At 71.7% G+C, this 16,833-nt stretch carries 17 protein-coding genes; 5 read left to right on the forward strand and 12 right to left on the reverse strand.

Features of this window, described 5'->3' with window-relative positions; genetic code table 11:
- Positions 1-19 precede the first annotated feature (19 nt).
- Together ACFWY5_RS33840 and ACFWY5_RS33845 are read left to right on the forward strand one after the other, a co-directional pair.
- Entirely contained in the window at positions 20-1,372 is a 1,353-nt protein-coding gene (locus ACFWY5_RS33840; protein WP_379636715.1) for a condensation domain-containing protein, read from the forward strand.
- 21 nt (positions 1,373-1,393) lie between these two features.
- Complete coding sequence (locus ACFWY5_RS33845) at positions 1,394-2,770, forward strand: AMP-binding protein (RefSeq protein ID WP_379636717.1); 1,377 nt, start codon at positions 1,394-1,396, stop codon at positions 2,768-2,770.
- Here the strand turns inward: ACFWY5_RS33845 and ACFWY5_RS33850 are convergent.
- The gene (locus ACFWY5_RS33850; RefSeq protein WP_184971190.1) at positions 2,738-2,980 is read right to left on the reverse strand and encodes a phosphopantetheine-binding protein; all 243 of its coding nucleotides are present in this window, start codon (positions 2,978-2,980) and stop codon (positions 2,738-2,740) included. The genes ACFWY5_RS33845 and ACFWY5_RS33850 overlap by 33 nt on opposite strands.
- Before the next feature lie 139 nt (positions 2,981-3,119).
- Here ACFWY5_RS33850 and ACFWY5_RS33855 point away from each other — a divergent pair, with 139 nt between their 5' ends.
- Genes ACFWY5_RS33855 through ACFWY5_RS33865 form a run of 3 tightly spaced genes read left to right on the forward strand, consistent with a single transcriptional unit; the run spans position 3,120 to position 6,791 of the window.
- Positions 3,120-4,763 (forward strand): condensation domain-containing protein, encoded by a 1,644-nt coding sequence (locus ACFWY5_RS33855; RefSeq protein WP_379636719.1) that lies wholly within the window; start codon positions 3,120-3,122, stop codon positions 4,761-4,763.
- Positions 4,760-5,620, forward strand: coding sequence for an LPD16 domain-containing protein (locus tag ACFWY5_RS33860; protein WP_379611833.1), 861 nt, complete (start codon positions 4,760-4,762; stop codon positions 5,618-5,620). The genes ACFWY5_RS33855 and ACFWY5_RS33860 overlap by 4 nt, the downstream gene beginning before the upstream one ends.
- A 4-nt stretch (positions 5,621-5,624) precedes the next feature.
- The gene (locus ACFWY5_RS33865; RefSeq protein WP_379611834.1) at positions 5,625-6,791 is read left to right on the forward strand and encodes a cysteine desulfurase family protein; all 1,167 of its coding nucleotides are present in this window, start codon (positions 5,625-5,627) and stop codon (positions 6,789-6,791) included.
- 405 nt (positions 6,792-7,196) lie between these two features.
- On the opposite strand, the gene ACFWY5_RS33870 is transcribed toward ACFWY5_RS33865, so the two are convergent.
- The 11 genes from ACFWY5_RS33870 to ACFWY5_RS33920 are packed head-to-tail and all read right to left on the reverse strand — an operon-like array spanning position 7,197 to position 16,738.
- Positions 7,197-8,195 carry a hypothetical protein gene (locus ACFWY5_RS33870; protein WP_379611835.1) on the reverse strand — a complete coding sequence of 333 codons (999 nt, stop codon included), beginning with the start codon at positions 8,193-8,195 and terminating at the stop codon, positions 7,197-7,199.
- A gap of 3 nt (positions 8,196-8,198) precedes the next feature.
- On the reverse strand, positions 8,199-9,083 hold the full coding sequence (gene rfbA, locus ACFWY5_RS33875) for a glucose-1-phosphate thymidylyltransferase RfbA (RefSeq protein ID WP_379636721.1): 885 nt from the start codon (positions 9,081-9,083) through the stop codon (positions 8,199-8,201).
- The gene (rfbB, locus tag ACFWY5_RS33880) at positions 9,080-10,009 is read right to left on the reverse strand and encodes a dTDP-glucose 4,6-dehydratase (protein ID WP_379636723.1); all 930 of its coding nucleotides are present in this window, start codon (positions 10,007-10,009) and stop codon (positions 9,080-9,082) included. Before rfbB ends, rfbA begins: the two co-directional genes overlap by 4 nt.
- Positions 10,010-10,014: 5 nt before the next feature.
- Positions 10,015-11,160: an ABC transporter permease gene (locus tag ACFWY5_RS33885; RefSeq protein ID WP_379636725.1), complete on the reverse strand. Its 1,146-nt coding sequence runs from the start codon at positions 11,158-11,160 to the stop codon at positions 10,015-10,017.
- Complete coding sequence (locus tag ACFWY5_RS33890; protein ID WP_379636727.1) at positions 11,157-12,284, reverse strand: ABC transporter permease; 1,128 nt, start codon at positions 12,282-12,284, stop codon at positions 11,157-11,159. Before ACFWY5_RS33890 ends, ACFWY5_RS33885 begins: the two co-directional genes overlap by 4 nt.
- A gap of 2 nt (positions 12,285-12,286) precedes the next feature.
- On the reverse strand, positions 12,287-13,225 hold the full coding sequence (locus ACFWY5_RS33895; RefSeq protein WP_379636729.1) for an ABC transporter ATP-binding protein: 939 nt from the start codon (positions 13,223-13,225) through the stop codon (positions 12,287-12,289).
- Positions 13,222-14,223, reverse strand: a complete 1,002-nt coding sequence (locus ACFWY5_RS33900; protein ID WP_379636731.1) for a nitrous oxide reductase family maturation protein NosD — start codon at positions 14,221-14,223, stop codon at positions 13,222-13,224. The genes ACFWY5_RS33895 and ACFWY5_RS33900 overlap by 4 nt, the downstream gene beginning before the upstream one ends.
- Complete coding sequence (locus tag ACFWY5_RS33905; protein WP_379636733.1) at positions 14,223-14,663, reverse strand: hypothetical protein; 441 nt, start codon at positions 14,661-14,663, stop codon at positions 14,223-14,225. Before ACFWY5_RS33905 ends, ACFWY5_RS33900 begins: the two co-directional genes overlap by 1 nt.
- Positions 14,660-15,442 (reverse strand): alpha/beta fold hydrolase, encoded by a 783-nt coding sequence (locus ACFWY5_RS33910; protein WP_379611846.1) that lies wholly within the window; start codon positions 15,440-15,442, stop codon positions 14,660-14,662. Before ACFWY5_RS33910 ends, ACFWY5_RS33905 begins: the two co-directional genes overlap by 4 nt.
- Before the next feature lie 38 nt (positions 15,443-15,480).
- Positions 15,481-16,320, reverse strand: a complete 840-nt coding sequence (locus ACFWY5_RS33915) for a nuclear transport factor 2 family protein (protein ID WP_379636735.1) — start codon at positions 16,318-16,320, stop codon at positions 15,481-15,483.
- Position 16,321: 1 nt separating this feature from the next.
- Positions 16,322-16,738, reverse strand: coding sequence for a phosphopantetheinyl transferase (locus tag ACFWY5_RS33920; RefSeq protein ID WP_379611848.1), 417 nt, complete (start codon positions 16,736-16,738; stop codon positions 16,322-16,324).
- Positions 16,739-16,833: the final 95 nt, after the last annotated feature.

The following is a 16,833-nucleotide window of genomic DNA, read 5'->3' on the forward strand; positions in this document are numbered from 1 at the left end:
CTGGGCAATGAATGGCAACATGCCCGTAGAAGCTGCACTCAGTTTCGGCCAGTTGTTCAGCTGGCGCGATATCGAGCGGCACCCGCACGACTGGATCCACGAGGCGAACCTGCCGGCGATGTGGGACCTGCGCGGGCTGACACTCGACCGGGTGACGTGCGCGCTGCGCGCCCTGGTCCAACGGCACGAGGCGCTGCGCACCACCTACCACGTGCGCGACGGCGTGCCGTACCAGAGAGTGCACGAGACGGTGGCGCTGCCGATCGAGTTCGTCGAGCGCGACGGCGGCGACCAGCAGGAGGCGGAGCGCACCGCGGCCGAGCTGATCGGGCGGCCCTTCCCCATGGAGGGGAACCTCAACTGGCGCGGCCTGCTGGTCAGCGTGAAGGGCGAGCCGAAGTTCCTCGCGCTGTCGATCTCCCACCTGATCCTCGACGCCTGGTCGGTGCAGCACCTGCGGACGCAGTTCCGCGCGCTGATCGAGGACCCGGGCGCCACCGCCGAGCCGGGCCCGATCCCGCGCACGCTGGCGCTGAGCCAGCGCGGGCAGGAATGGGCGGCCCGCCGGACGGGCGCAGAGCGCCACTGGCGCGGCGTGCTGGAGGACGGGCTCATGGACGAGCTGCCCACGCTGCCCTCGCGGGCCTACCGCAACCGCCTGGAGGCGACGCTCCACTCGCGGCGCATCGGCGGGCTGGCCCACGCGGCCGCCAAGCGCCTCGGCGTCACCGCGCCCGCCGTCGTGATGGCGCTGGTCGCGGCGGGCGTCGCCCGGCAGACCGGCGCCGACCGGGTCACGATGAGCCTGATGGCGTCCAACCGGTTCTCCGCCGGCAACCAGCGCGCGGTCGGCACGCTCAACCAGCTCGTCCCGGTCGTCCTGCCCGTCGACCAGGGCGCCACCCTCGCCGAGCACGTACGCGGCCTGCACTGGGCCGCAACCAAGGCCTACCGGCACGGCAGCTACGACATCGACCGCATGGCCGAGGTGGCCGCCGAGTACGGCCGGCCCGAGCACGGCTGCTGGTTCAACCACCTGCTGCGCTGCTGGTTCAACTACCTGCAGATCGACGACAGGATCGCCGACCCGGCCGACGACAGCCCCGCCGAGCTGGTGTGGACGCCGCTGGCCCAGCAGTACGGCCAGCCGTTCCGCGTCCGCGTACAGGTGCAGCGCGGCAGAACTTCGCTGCTCATGCTCGCCGACCCGGACGTCGTCCCCGCCGACGGCATGCTCGACATCCTGCGCGGCGTGGGCCACGGGGTCCGGCTGGCCGCGAGCGAGCCGGAGACCGGGCTCAAGGAGCTGTGGAGCGGCAAGGAGCTCGACCCGTCCCTGTTCCCGCGCGAGGCCGACGGCCCGCCGCGCTAAGCCACTTCCGGGAGTTATGCCGTGGCACGGACCCTGTACCAGTGGTTCGCCGACAGCGTCGCCCGCCACGGTGACGCCGTGGCGCTGGAGGTGGCCGGCGACCGGCTCACCTACGCCGAGCTCGACGAGCTGGCCGGGCGGATCGCCGCCGGCATCCGCGGCGACGCCCCCCGGGTCGGGCTGCGCGCCGACCGCACGGTGCTCGCCTATGCCGGTTACCTGGCGATCCAGCGGCTCGGGCGCACGGTCGTGCCGCTGAACCCGGCCGCGCCGCGGGCACGCAACGAGACCATCGCGCGCTCCGCCGGCCTCGTGCTCGCCACGCCCGCGCCCGCCGAACGGGCCGCGCCCGCGGGCGCCCAGGATCCGGACGGCCTCGCCTACATCCTGTTCACCTCAGGCTCCACCGGCGTGCCCAAGGGCGTGCCGCTGCGCCACAGCAGCCTGGACGCCTACCTGTCGTACGTGATCCCGCGCTACGAGCTGGGGCCCGGCTGCCGCGTGTCGCAGACCTTCGACCTGACCTTCGACCTGTCGGTCTTCGACATGTTCGCCACGTGGGGCAGCGGGGCGACGCTGGTCGTGCCGCTCAAGTACGACCTGCTCAAGCCGGTGACGTTCGTGACCAGGCACGAACTGACGCACTGGTTCTCGGTGCCGTCGGTGGTCTCGGTGGCGGCGCGGCTGCGCCGGCTGGGGACCGACGCGATGCCGTCGCTGCGCTGGAGCCTGTTCTGCGGGGAGCCGCTGACGCTGCAGCAGGCCGACGCGTGGCGGGCGGCCGCGCCGTTCAGCGTCCTGGAGAACCTGTACGGGCCCACCGAGCTGACCATCAGCTGCACCCAGTACCGCCTGCCCGCCGAGCGGGCCGACTGGCCGGAGCCGGCCAACGGGACGGTGCCGATCGGCGTGCCGTACCCGCACGTGGAGCACACGGTCGTGGACGGCGAGCTGTGCCTGAAGGGCGTGCAGCGCTTCCCCGGCTACCTCGACCCGGCCGACGACGAAGGCCGCTTCGCCGGCGAGTGGTACCGCACGGGCGACCGGGTGGCCTGGGAGGACGGGCTGCTGGTGCACCACGGGCGGCTGGACCAGCAGGTCAAGATCGCGGGACACCGCGTGGAGCTCGGCGAGATCGAGGCGGCGCTGCGCCGGCAGCCGGGCGTGAGCGAGGCCGTCGTGCTGGCCCTGCCCGGCGCCGACGGCGAGCTGGTCCTGGAGGCCGCCTGCACGGGCGCGGGCGTCGACACCGCCACCCTGCTCAGGGGCGTCGCGCAGGTCCTGCCGCGCTACATGGTGCCGCGCGCGGTGACCGTGCTCGACGAGCTGCCGCTGAACGGCAACGGGAAGGTCGACCGGCGCGCCCTAGCCGATATGTACGGCCAGCGCCTCCCATAGCGAGCCGACCGTGGCGAACGTCTCCTCGTCCAGGATGTCGTCCGGCAGCGCGACCGCGTAGCCGTTCTCGATGTCGACGAGCAGCTGCACCACGCCCATCGAGTCGAGCCCGAGCCCGGCCAGCTCGTCGCGGGCCGAGAACGCGCCAGAATCGGCGTACGGCAGGTGCGGACGCAGGAGACGCTGAAAGTCAGCAGGTATTTCCAACATATGCCACCTCGCAATAAATCTGCCTACCACTAACCGTCCCCTATTCATAAGGGGGACCGCTAGTGGCAGCTTCTCGCTATCCCCTAGCGGCCACCGCGCACCCATTGTGGTAACCCCAGAGAAACCTAATTCTGAAAGCGTGAAGACTGCGAAGCTGTGCTGGGGTCAGCGCTACATGTGGCTGCGATTCCACCAGCTACCCCCTGCTCACCGCCACGAGACGCACGTCGTGCTCAGGCTGGGCGTGCACGAGGGCATCACGCTGGCCAACTGCCGGGCCACGCTCACGTACCTGGCCCGCCGGCACGAGGCGCTGCGCACGACCTTCCACCTCGACGGCGACGGCGACCCCTATCAGAAGGTCAACCCCCCTGGACCGGTCCGGGCGGTCGAGGTGAGCACCGAACGGGACGGCACCCCGTCGCCCGCCGAGGTGGTCGAGGACCTGTCGAGCCGCCCCTTCGACCTGGAGTCGGAGTGGCCGATCCGCGCCTGCGTGATCACCAGCGGCGGCGTGCCCAAGCAGATGGTCGTGGTGCTCAACCACCTGGCCGTCGACGTCTGGACGATCGGCGAGCTCAAGCGCGAGCTGCGCATGCAGCGCGCCGGCTTCGCCACCCGCCGCCCCGCCGCGATCCAGCCGGTCCGGCACCAGCCGGTCGACCTGGCGCGCTACGAGGCTTCGGCGGAGGCGGCCGTCACCGCCGCCGGCGCGGTCGCCCACTGGGAGAACGAGATCGCCCAGCTTCCCTACGACCTGTTCGCCGCCCGGCGCACCCGCCCGGAGGGCCCGCCGGCCCGCCACGCGACGCTCATCTCCCCCGCCCTCCTGCCCGCCTCCCGCGAACTGGCCGCCGCGCACCGGGTGTGGCCGTCCCTCATCCACCTGACCGCCTACACCGCGACCATGGCCGCCTACACCGGCAGCGACACCGTCGGGCACCTGTCGTTCGTCGGCAACCGCGACTCCCACCCCTTCGGCGACGTGCTCACCTGCATGTTCTCGCCGACGCTCGTGCGGGTGGACTGCTCGGGCGACCCCACGTTCGGCGAGCTGCTGGCGCGCGTCTCCGCCGCGTTCACGCTCGCCCGCGAGCACGCGTACCTGCCCTATGACGAGGTGGTCGAGCTGCTGTCCCGCGAGAGCTCGCGCCGCGCCCATCCGGTACGGCTGGCCTCGGAGTTCAACTTCATCAAGCAGGCCTCCCGCGAGTACAAGGGCACGCGGACCGCGTTCACCTCGAACCCGGTGCCCGAGGCGTGGGCGCACACCGGCACCGACACCTACGTGCGGGTGGACGAGTGGAAGGACGCGGTGGCGGTCTCGCTGCACGCGGCCTCCACGGTCATGGACGGCGACGCGGTGGAGCGGTTCCTGCGCGGCTTCGAGGCCGTGCTGCTGGCCGCCCGCGACGACGGCCTCCGGCTCTCGGAAGCGGCCCGGCTCACGGGCTTCACCCCTCCGGAAAGTGAAACGCCGGCGTGTGGGGGCGCGCGGCCGTACCTCGCGACCTCGGACGCCGACCCGGCGGCCGAGCAGGATCTCGCGGAGATCGTCCGGCAGGTGAACGGCCTGCCGAAGACGGACCTCACGCGCAGCTACACGCTCGCCGGCGGCCGCGCCCTGCGGATCCCGCGCGTGCTGGCAGAACTGGACGCCCAGGGCTGGACCGGACTCGACGTCTGCCGGCTCGCCGGCCCCACGCCGCTCCGGGCGCTGGCCCGACGGCTCGTCCCCCTTTCCACGCAAGATCGGAACAGACTCGGAGTGGTCACATCATGAGCGTTTCCAAGCACCACGAGCTGGTGGCGTCCGAGCAGGAGCTCCGCGACGTCGTCAACCGCGAGCTGGCCGGCACCGGCACCGGCTCCGACCTGGTCATCATGGGTGGCCACTTCATGCTCTTCGAGAACGAGGAGGGCAACCTGGTCTCGGGCATCATCGAGGAGCAGGACTCCGAGGTGATGAGGCGCCGCATCGCCGGCCGTGTCGGCATCTTCCCCGGCTACACCTGGCGGATGTCGGTGGACCTGTTGCGCGACCACCCCGAGGCCCGCCTGTTGCTGCTCATCAACGACTGGCAGTACGTCCCCCAGAACGGCCGGCCGGCCAGTGAGTTGCGCGCCGAGTACTACGAGGGATTCAACCAGCTCCCCTCCTCCTACGAGAAGGAGCTGCGCAGTGCCGGCCTGTCCCCCGACAGCATGCTGCCCAGCAGGAAGCACCCGCTGGCCTTCCCCGAGACCTGGCTGAAGTACCGCTTCCAGAAGACCGCCGCCAAGCTCGTCAAGCAGGGCCGCCTGGAGAAGCGCTACCTGGAGTCGGGCGAGAGCAAGCCCGAGGTCTCCTTCCTCGACGACAACGGCAACTACCGCACGCTGATGAGCTGCGGCATCACCGGCTGCGCCGGCGAGATGACCGAGATGGTGGCCGAGGTCTACAACGCCGGCTACCGCACGCTGCTCGTCTACGCCCCCGGCGAGTGCCTGAACCCGGTCGAGACCGGCGTCGACATCGCCCTCAGCCTGTACGGCCTGCCCGGCATGACCGTCATCATCACCGACCCGGGCGGCAGCGGGGAAATGTCGGCCGACGAGATCTTCGGTGGACTCGTCACGGTGTGCACCATCAGGAGCTGATTCCGTGAACATCATCTACCTGGACAACTGCGCCACCACGCGCGTGGACGAGGAAGTCCTCGACGCGATGCTGCCCTACCTGCGCGAGGACTTCGGCAACCCGTCTTCCCCGCACGTCCTGGGCAAGCGCGCCCGCCGCGCGGTCGACCTGGCCGCCGCGTCGGTGGGCGAGCTGCTCGGCGCCGACCCGAGCACGATCGTCTTCACCTCGGGCGCGACGGAGAGCAACAACGTCGCCCTGCTCGGCCTGTTCGAGCACGACGACCGGGCGCCGGTCAACGCGGTCTTCTGCCCGACCGACCACAAGTCCTCGCTGTCGATCGGCGGCGCACTGGCCGCCCGCGGCGTGGAGACCAGGACGATGGCGGTGCGCGAGGACGGCCAGGCCGACCTGGCCGACCTGCGCGCCAAGCTCGACGCCCACACCCGGGTGGCCACCGCGGCCTGGGTCAACAGCGAGATCGGCACCATCCAGCCGATCGCCCAGATGGCCGCACTCTGCCACGAGGCCGGCGCGCTGCTGCACGTGGACGGCGCGCAGGCGGCCGGCCGTATCCCGATCGACGTGAACGCGGAGGGCATCGACACCCTGTCGCTGTCCGCCCACAAGGTGCATGGCCCGAAGGGTGTGGGCGCGCTGTACGCGCGCCGCGAGGTCCGCCGCAGACTGCGCCCCGTCATGTACGGCGGCGGCCAGCACGAACTCCGCAGCGGCACCATCCCCACCCATCTGGTCGTCGGCCTGGGCGCGGCCTGCCGGCTGGCCCAGCGGCGCCTGAACGACAACTGGTCGGCCATCACGCGTCTTCGTGAGGTGGCGCTGAAGGTGCTGTCGGACCGGGTGCCGGGATTCCGCTTCAACGGCGACCCCAACATCTCGGTGCCCCACGTGCTGAACGTGGTGCTGCCGGGGGTGCGGGGCGAGAGCCTGGTGGCCGGGTTGCACCGGGTGGCGTTGTCGACCGGGTCGGCGTGCAACTCCGACTCGCAGGAGCCGTCCTACGTCCTCACCGCGATCGGCGTCACGGCCGACGACGCCAACAGCTCTGTCCGTATCTGCCTTTCTCCCCAGCTTTCCGAGGAGGACCTGGTCACGGGGTTGGAACTCGTCTGCGAACGCGCCAGAGGCCTCGCCGAGGTCGTCACCGGCGCCTCCACCCACTACCGCTGACCCCCACCAGGAAACACCCGAAAGGCAACACCCCCGGAGGACAACACCCCCTAAAAGGGGCAACCCTCCGGAGGGCGGCACAAGCAGAGGCGCAGGCCTCGGGGCTACGTCCCGAAGGGACGATCCGAAGGGACGGCACCCCGAAGGGACGGCACCCCGAAGGGACGACCCGGAGGGCGGCACCCCGGGAGTGCGGCACGCGCAGGAGTGCGGGCTTGGGGGTTGCACCCCCAAGGGACAACCCAACGGGGAGCACCCGGCGAGGGCAACCCGGCGGGGCGGCACGCGCGGCAAATGCGGGTCTTGGGGTTGCGACCCGGAAGGGACGGCCCGGAGGTGCCAGGGGTGCCGGAATGGGAAGGGCCCGACGGCCGGTGAGGGTCGTCGGGCCGGAAAGGAGGTGGGTCAGTGGCCGTTGGGGAGGAACTTGCGGGCGGCCTGGACGCCGGCCTGGAAGCGGCTGGTGGCGTCCAGGTCCCGCATGAGCGTGGCGATGTGCCGGCGGCAACTGCGCACGGACATGCCGAGCTTGCGGGCCACCACCTCATCGGTGTACCCCTTGGCCATCAGGGCGGCGATGGACTGCTGCAGGTCGTCGGCGACGTCGGCGTACCCGGCCTCGATGCCCTCCAGCGGCGTGGCCGTCTCCCAGAGGTGGTTGAACAGGTCCAGGAAGAACTGGGCCACCCCCTGGTTGTGCACCCGCGCCACGTTCGCCTCGCCGTCGGCCACGCCGAAGAGCACGACGAGCGAACGGTCGAAGACGATCGCCGAGCGCGGGATGTGGCTGACGGTGTAGACCGTGGCCCCCGCCTCGGTCAGCCGCTTCATCTTCATCCGGGTGGCGAGGTCGGCCCGGTTGCGGTGCTGGCAGATGATCCGGACGGAGATGCCGCGCCCGAGCAGCGTCAGGTACGTCTGGGCGAGCTCGTCCCCGTCGATCCCGCTGGACTGCAGCACCAGGACCTCGTCGCGGCAGGCGTCACCGGCCATCTTCAGGAAGCCGCGCACCTCCATGCTGCCCACCAGGTAGTCGATCGAGCCGCCGGGCGTGGCGCCGTCGCCGGCGTAGTCCTGGCGGAAGACGTCGATCCGCTCCCTGATCTGGTCGATCAGCTCCCGCCGCTGGTAGATCTCCCGCTCCACGTAGGACACGAGAGAGGCGGCGGCCACCTCGGGGTCGACGGGCAGGAACCGCTGCCCGCGCCCGTCGCCGGGTCGCAGCAGGCGGCTGCCGACGAGCTGGTCCACCGCCTCCCGCATCTCATGGATGCCGATGCCCAGGTCAGCCGCGGCCACCTCGACGGCCTCTATCGCCCCCTTTCGCGCCGCATATCGGTATACCGCCGACACGTGGTCCCCCTCGACCGGCGCCCGTCCCGTGAAGAACGCACTCGTCGTCATGATCTACCTCCCCTGTTCTGCGAACTGCTCGGCCACCGAGATCACGTACTGGCCGTACGCGGACTTCTCCAGTGCGACGCCGAGCCGGTGGCAGGCCTCGGCGTCGATGTATCCCATGCGCAGGGCGATCTCCTCGAGACAGGCGATCCGCACGCCCTGGCGCTGTTCCAGAAGCTGCACGTACTGCCCGGCCTGGAGCAGGGACTCGGGTGTCCCGGCGTCCAGCCAGGCGAAGCCGCGGCCGAGGTCGACCAGCGTGGCCTTGCCGCGCCGCAGGTAGTCGCGGTTGACGTCGGTGATCTCCAGCTCGCCGCGCGCGGACGGGGCGAGGTTCTTGGCGATGTCGACGACGTCGTTGTCGTAGAGGTACAGGCCCACGACCGCGCGATTGGACTTGGGTACGGCCGGCTTCTCCTCCAGGGAGAGCAGGCGGCCGTCGGGGGCGGTCTCGGCGATGCCGTACCGCTGGGGGTCGCTGACCGGGTAGCCGAACAGCACGCAGCCGTCCACGTCGCGGCACTCCTGGCGCAGCACGCCCTGGAAGTCGTAGCCGTGGAAGACGTTGTCGCCCAGGATCAGGGCCACGCTGTCGTCGCCGATGTGCTCGGCGCCGAGCACGAACGCCTCGGCGATGCCGTTGGGCTCGGGCTGTTCGGTGTAGTCGAGCCGCAGGCCGAACTGGGAGCCGTCGCCCAGCAGCCGGCGGATCTGCGGCAGGTCCTCCGGAGTGGAGATGACCAGGATCTCCCGGATGCCGGCCAGCATGAGCACCGACAGCGGGAAGTAGACGAGCGGCTTGTCGTTGACCGGCAGGAGTTGTTTGGAGACGGCCAGCGTGGTCGGCAGCAGCCTCGTGCCGCGCCCGCCGGCGAGGAGAATCCCCTTCATCGTGGTCCGCCTTTCGCTCGGTACCACTGGACGGTCGCGGCCAGCCCTTCGGCGAAGGGCACCTCGGGCCGGTAGCCCAGACCGCGGATCTTGGAGTCGTCGAGCGAGTAGCGCCGGTCGTGGCCGGGCCGGTCGGCGACGTGGTCGATCATGTCGGGGCCCGCGCCGCAGGCCCGCAGGAGCAGGTGGGTGAGCTCGCGGTTGGTCAGCTCGGTGCCGCCGCCGATGTTGTAGACCTCGCCGGGCGCGCCGTTCTCTGCGACGAGGAGGATGCCTCTGCAGTGGTCGTCCACGTGGACCCAGTCGCGTACGTTGCGGCCGTCGCCGTACAGGGGGACCTTCTTGCCGGCCAGGAGGTTGGTGACGAAGAGCGGGATGAGCTTTTCGGGGTACTGGCGTGGGCCGTAGTTGTTGCCGCAGCGGGTGATGCGTACGTCCAGGCCGTGGGTGCGGTGGTAGGCCAGGGCTATGAGGTCGGCGGCGGCCTTGGCGGCGGCGTAGGGCGAGTTGGGCTTCAGGGGGCAGGTCTCGTCCCAGGAGCCGGTGTCGATGGAGCCGTACACCTCGTCCGTAGATATCTGGATAAATCGGCCTACCCCGGCGTCCAGTGCGGCCCGCAGCAACGCGTCGGTGCCTGCCACGTTGGTCCTGACGAACTCCGCCGCGCCCGCGATCGAGCGGTCCACGTGGGTCTCGGCGGCGAAGTTCACCACCATGTCGTGGCCCGGGACCAGCTCGGCCAGCAGCCCGGTGTCGCACACGTCGCCCTTGACGAAGCGCACCCTCGGGCCGGCCGGCACGTTGGCCGGGTCACCGGCGTAGGTGAGCTTGTCCAGCACGGTGACCCGCCCGGCCGGACGGCCGAGCAGGTGCCTGACGTACGCGGATCCGATGAAGCCGGCCGCGCCGGTGACGAGGATGCGCATGGCGATCAGGTCCCCGCTCTCGTCCGCCGGCTGAAGAGAATGAGCGCGGCGCCCAGCAGCAGCGCGGCCATCGCGGCCAGCACCGCCAGTTCGGGGAGCACCGCGAGCAGGCCGGTGCCCGGCCGCGACAGCGCGAGCAGCGCGTCCATGCCCCACGCGTGCGGGAAGACGTGGCCGATCGTGTTGAGCGTCTCGCCCGCCGCCTCGCGCGGCCACAGGCAGCCGCCCAGCATGCCGAGCACGACACCGAGCGACGGGCCGATGGCCGGGGCCTGGTCGGGGTTGTTCAGCAGTGTGCCGACCAGGATCGCCGCCGCCGTCGCCACCAGCGCGAACACGCCCACGACCGCGGCCACGCCCAGCGGGTCGCCCCACCGCACGCCGAAGGCCAGCGAGCTGACCACCACGATGAGCACGGCCTGCGCGATCGCGACCGCGAAGCGGCTCAGCGCCTCGCCCATGAGTACGGCTCCGCGCCGCACCGGGGCGGTCAGCGCCCGCTGGAGCATGCCGAGGCGGCGGCTCTCGACCATGGCGGCGGCCACGGCCATGGAGTTGATGAACGTGAACAGGAGCAGGTTGGCGGGGGCGGTGTAGGCGAAGCCGCGGGGTTCGCCGCCGGGCGACTCGGTGTCGACGACGGTGACGCGGCCGGTCTGCGACTGCGCCTGCCGTACCAGGAGGGCGGCTTCTTGGGGTGTGGCGCCCGCGCGCTCGGCGGCGGCCGAGGCGGCGAGGACACCCGAGACGCGGCCGACGGCGACCTCGACGGCGGCGCGCGCGGCCACGCCGCTGCCGTTGTTCTCGGTCGCGACGAGGTCGAGGCGGGACGAACCGGGGGTGACCACCAGACCGGCGGCCAGCGAGCCCTCGCGCACGCCCGACTCCAGCTCGGACTTGGCGGCCACGGGCGTGATCTCCAGGTCGGGGTGGCGGCGCAGCTCGGCCAGCACCGCGGCGGTTACGGCGTCGCCGCCGGGCGCGACGACGCCGACGGGCAGCCGCTCGCCCACGGTGCCGCCGCCCAGCGCCATGCCGACGAAGATGATCGAGACGAACGGCATGACCGCCATGAAGAACAGGCCGGTCCTGTCGCGGGTGTGTCGGCGCAGGTTGGCCAGCACGAGCGCCAGCACGGGACGGGGCCTCATCCCAGTAGTCCCTTCTTGAGTCCCACGGCGGCCAGGCCGCCCGCGGTCAGCGCGATCGCGCACAGGACGCCGATCGGCAGCGCCACACTGGCCAGCCCGTCACCGGAGCCGGCCAGGCCGACCAGCGCGTGCGAGGTCCAGCCGTTGGGCGTGAACAGGGCGACGACCCGCAGGGCGTCGGGCAGGTTGGGGATCGGCACCAGGCTGCCGCCGAAGAACGCGGCCACGAACGAGACCGCCATGATCACACCGTCGGCCTGCGCGTCGGTCTTGACCCGGCTGGCGACCAGCATGGTGATCGCGGCGGCGGCCAGCACGTGCGCGCACAGGACCGCGAAGACGGCCACCGGGTCGCCCCAGGTGGTGCCGAAGATCAGTGTCGAGGAGGCCCAGGTCACGCAGACGCCGAAGAGAGCGAGCCCGAAGCCCACGATCGCCTTGCCGGCGACCGGCACCCAGGGGGCCAGCGGCCCGGCGCGCATCCGGTTGAGCGTGCCCAGCTTGCGCTCGGTGAGCAGGCTGCGGAAGGAGGCGCCCACCACGAAGAAGGCGAACAGCGCGGCCATGCCGGCGCCGTAGTAGACGGAAAGGTCCACCTTGCCGCCGGCGAGGGGGTCGCTCACCACGCTGAGCGGTTCCGCCGGGCCCGCGGCGAACCGCTCCGTCAGCGCCCGGGACTCCACCATCACCGCGATCCGCTCCACCAGCGACCTTGCCACCACTCCGGCCAGCGGCGACTCGGGCGTGGTGAGCACGGAGACCTGTCCCGAGCCGCCCGCGCCGACCGTGCGGCTGAAGTCGCGGCCGAACACGATCGCCGCGCCGACGCCGCCGTCATCCACGGCCCGCCGCGCCGCCTGCTCGCTCGGCAGGTCGCGCAGCGTGAGCACGCCCTTGAACTGCTCCGCCGCCGCGATCTCGCGCCGCACGTCGGCGGGCAGCCGGCCGCCGTCGAGGTCCACGACGCCGACGGTCGCGCGCAGCGGCGGGTCGTCGCCGCCGAGCGCCAGTCCGAACAACGTGGCCAGCGCCACCGGCACGATGACCGCGATGATCAGCGCGGTGCCGTCCCGCAGCCGCGTACGCAGCTCCAGGGCGCTCACTGTCAGCAGGGGTCGCATCATCCTCAGTCCCTGAGCGTGCTGCCGGTCAGGTGGAGGAAGGTCGCCTCCAGGTCGGGTTCGATGACCTCGGTGGCGGTGACGGTGGCGTAGCCCTCCACCGCGGTGATGAGCGCGGGAAGCAGGTACCTGCCGCCCTCGGCCAGCAGCCGCACCGAGCTGTCGCCGGTCCTGGCCGCCTCCTGCACGCCCTCGACGGTGCGGAGCTTCGCGAACGCGGCGTCCACGTCGCCGTCGAGCACCAGCTCGATCTTGTCGGCGCTGCCGACCATGGCCACGAGCTCCTGCCGGGTGCCTTCGGCGACGATCTGGCCGTGGTCGATGATGGCCACGCGGTCGCAGACCCGCTCGACCTCCTCCATGTAGTGGGAGGTGTAGAGCAGCGCCATGCCCTCGGCGACCAGGTGCTCGACGCCGTCCAGGATGGCCTTGCGGCTCTGCGGGTCGACGCCGACGGTGGGCTCGTCGAGTATGAGGATCTCGGGGCGGTGCAGGAGGGCGGCGCCGATGTTGATGCGCCGCTTCATCCCGCCGGAGTAGGTGTCGAGCTTGCCGTCGGCGCGGTCGGTGAGGCCGACCAGTTCCAGCACCTCGTTCACGCGCCCGGCCAGCCGCTTGCGCGGCAGGCCGAACAGGCGGCCGAAGAAGCGCAGGTTCTCCCGGCCGGTCAGCTCGGGGTAGAGGGCGATCTCCTGTGGCACGTAGCCGATCTTGGCCTTGGCCCGCAGCGGCTCCGCGCCCAGGTCGACGCCGCCGACCGTGACGCTCCCGGAGTCGGGGCGCAGCAGGCCGACCAGCATGGAGATGGTCGTGGTCTTGCCCGCGCCGTTGGGGCCGAGCAGCCCGTACGCCTGGCCGGGCGCGATGGAGAAGCCGACGTCCCGTACGGCGACGACGTCGCCGTATCGCTTGCTCAGGCCGTGGCAGGACAGGGTCGCGCTCACGGGTTCCACCCCTTAGCGTCCACGGGCTCGCCCTTGTCGGCGCGGTTGCCCCAGATGGTCTGCCGGTCGAGATCGCAGCCGAGCTGGTAGTCGAGCGGGCTGTTGCCGCTGACGCGGTTCCACAGGATGTGGTTGTCCAGGGCGTCGTCGCCGCCCCAGTCCTTGGAGGAGCCGACGGTGAAGGCGGCGCCCATGACCGACTCCCCGCTCGGGTGGTTGCCGTGGACGCGGTTGTCCACCACGCTCACCCGGTGGGTGCCGATCAGCGCCAGGCCCACGCCGGAGATCGGCGGCCCGGCCGCACCGAGCCCGTCGGGCTGGATGCCGGCCGCCAGGTTGTTGCCGAACAGCTCGTTGCCCGCCACCAGGCAGTCGCGGACGCCGCCCTCGGGCTCGCCCTCGTAGATCTGGTTGAGGAGCATGATGCCGATCGCGTTCTCGTGGCAGGAGTTGCGCAGCACCCGCGTGCGCGAGGAGTTGTCGACGAAGATGCCGAACGCGTTGCGGACGACCTCGTTGCCGGTGACCTCGCCGCCGGCGTCCGGGCAGAAGCTCAGCGCGATGCCGCCGTACTGGGTGCCGTAGGCGCGGCACGCCACGACCTCGCACCCGCTCGACTCGCGCAGGTAGACGCCCCACACGGCGTTGTCGGCGGCCTCCACCTCGCGCACCGCGACGCCGGCGACCGTGTGGGCGTAGACGCCCGCGCCGGTGAAGCCGCGCACGGTCAGGCCGGAGATCTTCACGCGGGCGACGCCGTTGGCGCTGATGCCGCTCAGCACGCTCGCGTCGGCGTCGTGCAGCTTGGGGATGTCGGGCAGCACGTCGCCGCCCGGGACCAGGACCGTCCTGCCCATACCGGCGCCGCGCAGCGTGACGTCGTCGTGCCTGATCCAGACGGTCTCCTCGTAGACGCCTTCCTCCAGGAGGATCTCGGCGCCGGGGCCCGACTCGTCGAGCGCGCGCTGGATGGACTCGCCCGGCTTGACCACGTGCATCAGTGGGTTCCCTTCCGACGGACGTAAACGATCGCGAGGGAGACGAACAGGCCGGAGCCGTGGCCCCAGCGGGCGGCGCCGGTGACGCGGCCCGCGTGGGGCGGGAGCCGTACGAGGGCGGCCTTCTCGCTGGCGCCGCCGACGGTGAAGACCGCGCGTCCGGGCAGGTCGAGACCGGTGGAGGCGATCAGCTCCGCGGCGGCCTCGTCGAGCAGGCGGCCGGCCCAGCCGGACGGCCGCTCGCCGGTCTCCTGGAAGTCGTGCCAGCTGAAACCGGGCGGACGCCCGCCCACGGCCTTGATGAAGCTCTCCTTGACCGAGAAGGTCGGCCCGCCGCCGCCCATGACGCGGTCGAACGTCTCGCCGCCGCGCCGGGCGGCCGTGGCGAGCCGGTCGGCGGCGACGATGTCGACCCCAAGGAGGACGGCGGGCATGCTCATGCCAGCGCCCCCGCGCAGCGCCCGGCGAAGCCTTCCAGAGCCGCGGTGTACTCGTCGCCGCGCTCGATCATCGGGATGTGGCCGCTGTCCTCGACGACCACGATCTCGACCGGGTAGTCCGCCAGCACGTCCAGCCACGGGTCGACCGGCGTCATGCGGTCGTGGCGGCCCCAGATGTAGATCGACGGGCAGGCCACCCGGTCGAGGGCGGGCTTGACCTGGTAGGTACGGGTGGCCTTGAGACTGCGGGCCATGCTGACCATCGACTCGGGCCGGCGCAGCATCTCGCCGACCTCGTCCTTGCGCTCGTCGGAGAAGGCCCGCGAGCGGTCGTGGAAGAGCGCTGCCAGCATACGGTCGCCGAACTCCTGGCCGAAGGGCTGCACGCTGCCGCGCCGGTCGAAGCTGAGGCCGACGTCCGGGTCGGGGGTCAGGCCGGGGGCGCCGCTGACCACGATGCCGCGTACCCGCTCGGGGTGGCGTCCGGCCAGGTCGATGGCGACCAGCCCGCCGAGCGAGTTGGCGCAGACGATCACCTCGCCGGCGCCCGCCTCGTCACAGGCCGCCAGGAAGGAGTCGCCGAGCCGCTCGATCGAGCCCGCCACCCGGCGGTCCAGCGCGCAGATGGCCTCGTGGGTACGGAGCACCGGCCAGCCCTGCTCTTCCAGGCGGCGGTAGGGGTGCTCCCAGATCCAGCCGCCGGCGAACAACGCGGACATGAAGACGACGGCCGGCCTGGACCCGCCGTCCAACCGGTGCTCGGTCGTGAAGTCGGTCATCGGGGCTCCGTTCACAGAAAGGGTTCACAGAGGGGGGTTCACAGCAGGGAGGCGTCGTCGGGGATCCATCCGCAGCCGCAGGCCGTACCGGTGCCGACCGGTACGACCGACTCGCAGCTCGGGCAGCGTGCGTACTCCCGCGACTTGGCGGGGACCCAGATGCTCGTGTGGACGCGGGTGCACAGACCGCTCTTGAAGAAGCGGCGCATGGCCCGCTGGTGCGGCCTGGCGTGCACGGCGCGTACCGATTCCGGCCGGTCGAAGGCGCTCAGCGTGTACTTGCGGTTGCCGACGTCGACGGTGGTCACGCCGAGGAACCCGCGTGAGGCGCGCAGCGACTTGACGATCTCGACGCTGAGCAGGTCCACGTCGGCCGCCTCCGCGGCGTCGCGGATCTCCAGCCAGGTCAGGGAGAAGGCGCCGGGCCGGTCGGTACGCCCGCTCGACGCCCGTGCGCTCACCCCGAACTCGCGCACGTCATCGGCCTCCGGCACGAACCGCGCCGAGTAGCCGAGCGCCTCGGCCAGCGCCAGCCGGTCGAAGATCCGCCGCACCTCCCCGTCGGCCGTCACCAGGTCGGTGCCGGACACGCGGGCGGCGCCGCCGGTCGCTGGCATGCCCAGGTAGGCGGCGCGGTGGTCGGCGGTGAGCGTCCAGGAGACGGTCACGCCGTCCTCGTCGCCGGTCACCCGACCGACCTCGAAGCGCAGTCCCTTGAAGCTCTCCATCAGGGCGGCGGCGTGCGCGGCCAGTTCCTCGCCGCTCAGCGGTCCGCCGGAATCGGGGTCCTCGTAGCGGGTGACGCAACCGGCCACCATGGCCGCGTCCTCGCGCCGCCACGCGTCCAGGTGCTCCTCGGCGATCTTCCTCGCGTCCATCTCAGTCGTCCTCCGGAAGCCGCGCGGCCGCGACCGCGACTGCGAGCGCGTGGCCGTCGGTGTGGCTGAGCGAGATGCGGATCCGCTCCCCCGACCTCGCCCGCGCGGTCAACTCCCCGCTCAGCTGTACGGCCGGCGGATGCCCGTCCAGGCAGGCCGCCGACTGCTCGCACACGGGCGTGGGCCGGGGCAGTACCTCGACCGAGCCCAGGAGCTCGGCGGTCGGCGGCAGGTCCAGCAGCCGCAGGACCGCGTACTTGCCCGCGAGCCGCCCTGCCCAGTGCTGCAGCGTCCGGCCGGCGCCCGACCTGACCCGTTCCGCCGGGGTGTAGACGGCTTCCAGCGCCATCGCCCCGAGCAGGTCCTGCGGCCTGGTGAAGTCGCCGAACCGGACGAGCGCGCTGCCCCACCTGTTCACGCCGCCCTACCTTTCTGAGTAGGCACTCCCGTTACGCCAGGGGCTGAGCGCGCTGCTGAGCCTGGAGAGGCAAGATCGGGATGTGCGGGTGAGGC

This window comes from Nonomuraea sp. NPDC059007 (assembly GCF_042740555.1).
Taxonomy (GTDB): Bacteria; Actinomycetota; Actinomycetes; order Streptosporangiales; family Streptosporangiaceae; genus Nonomuraea.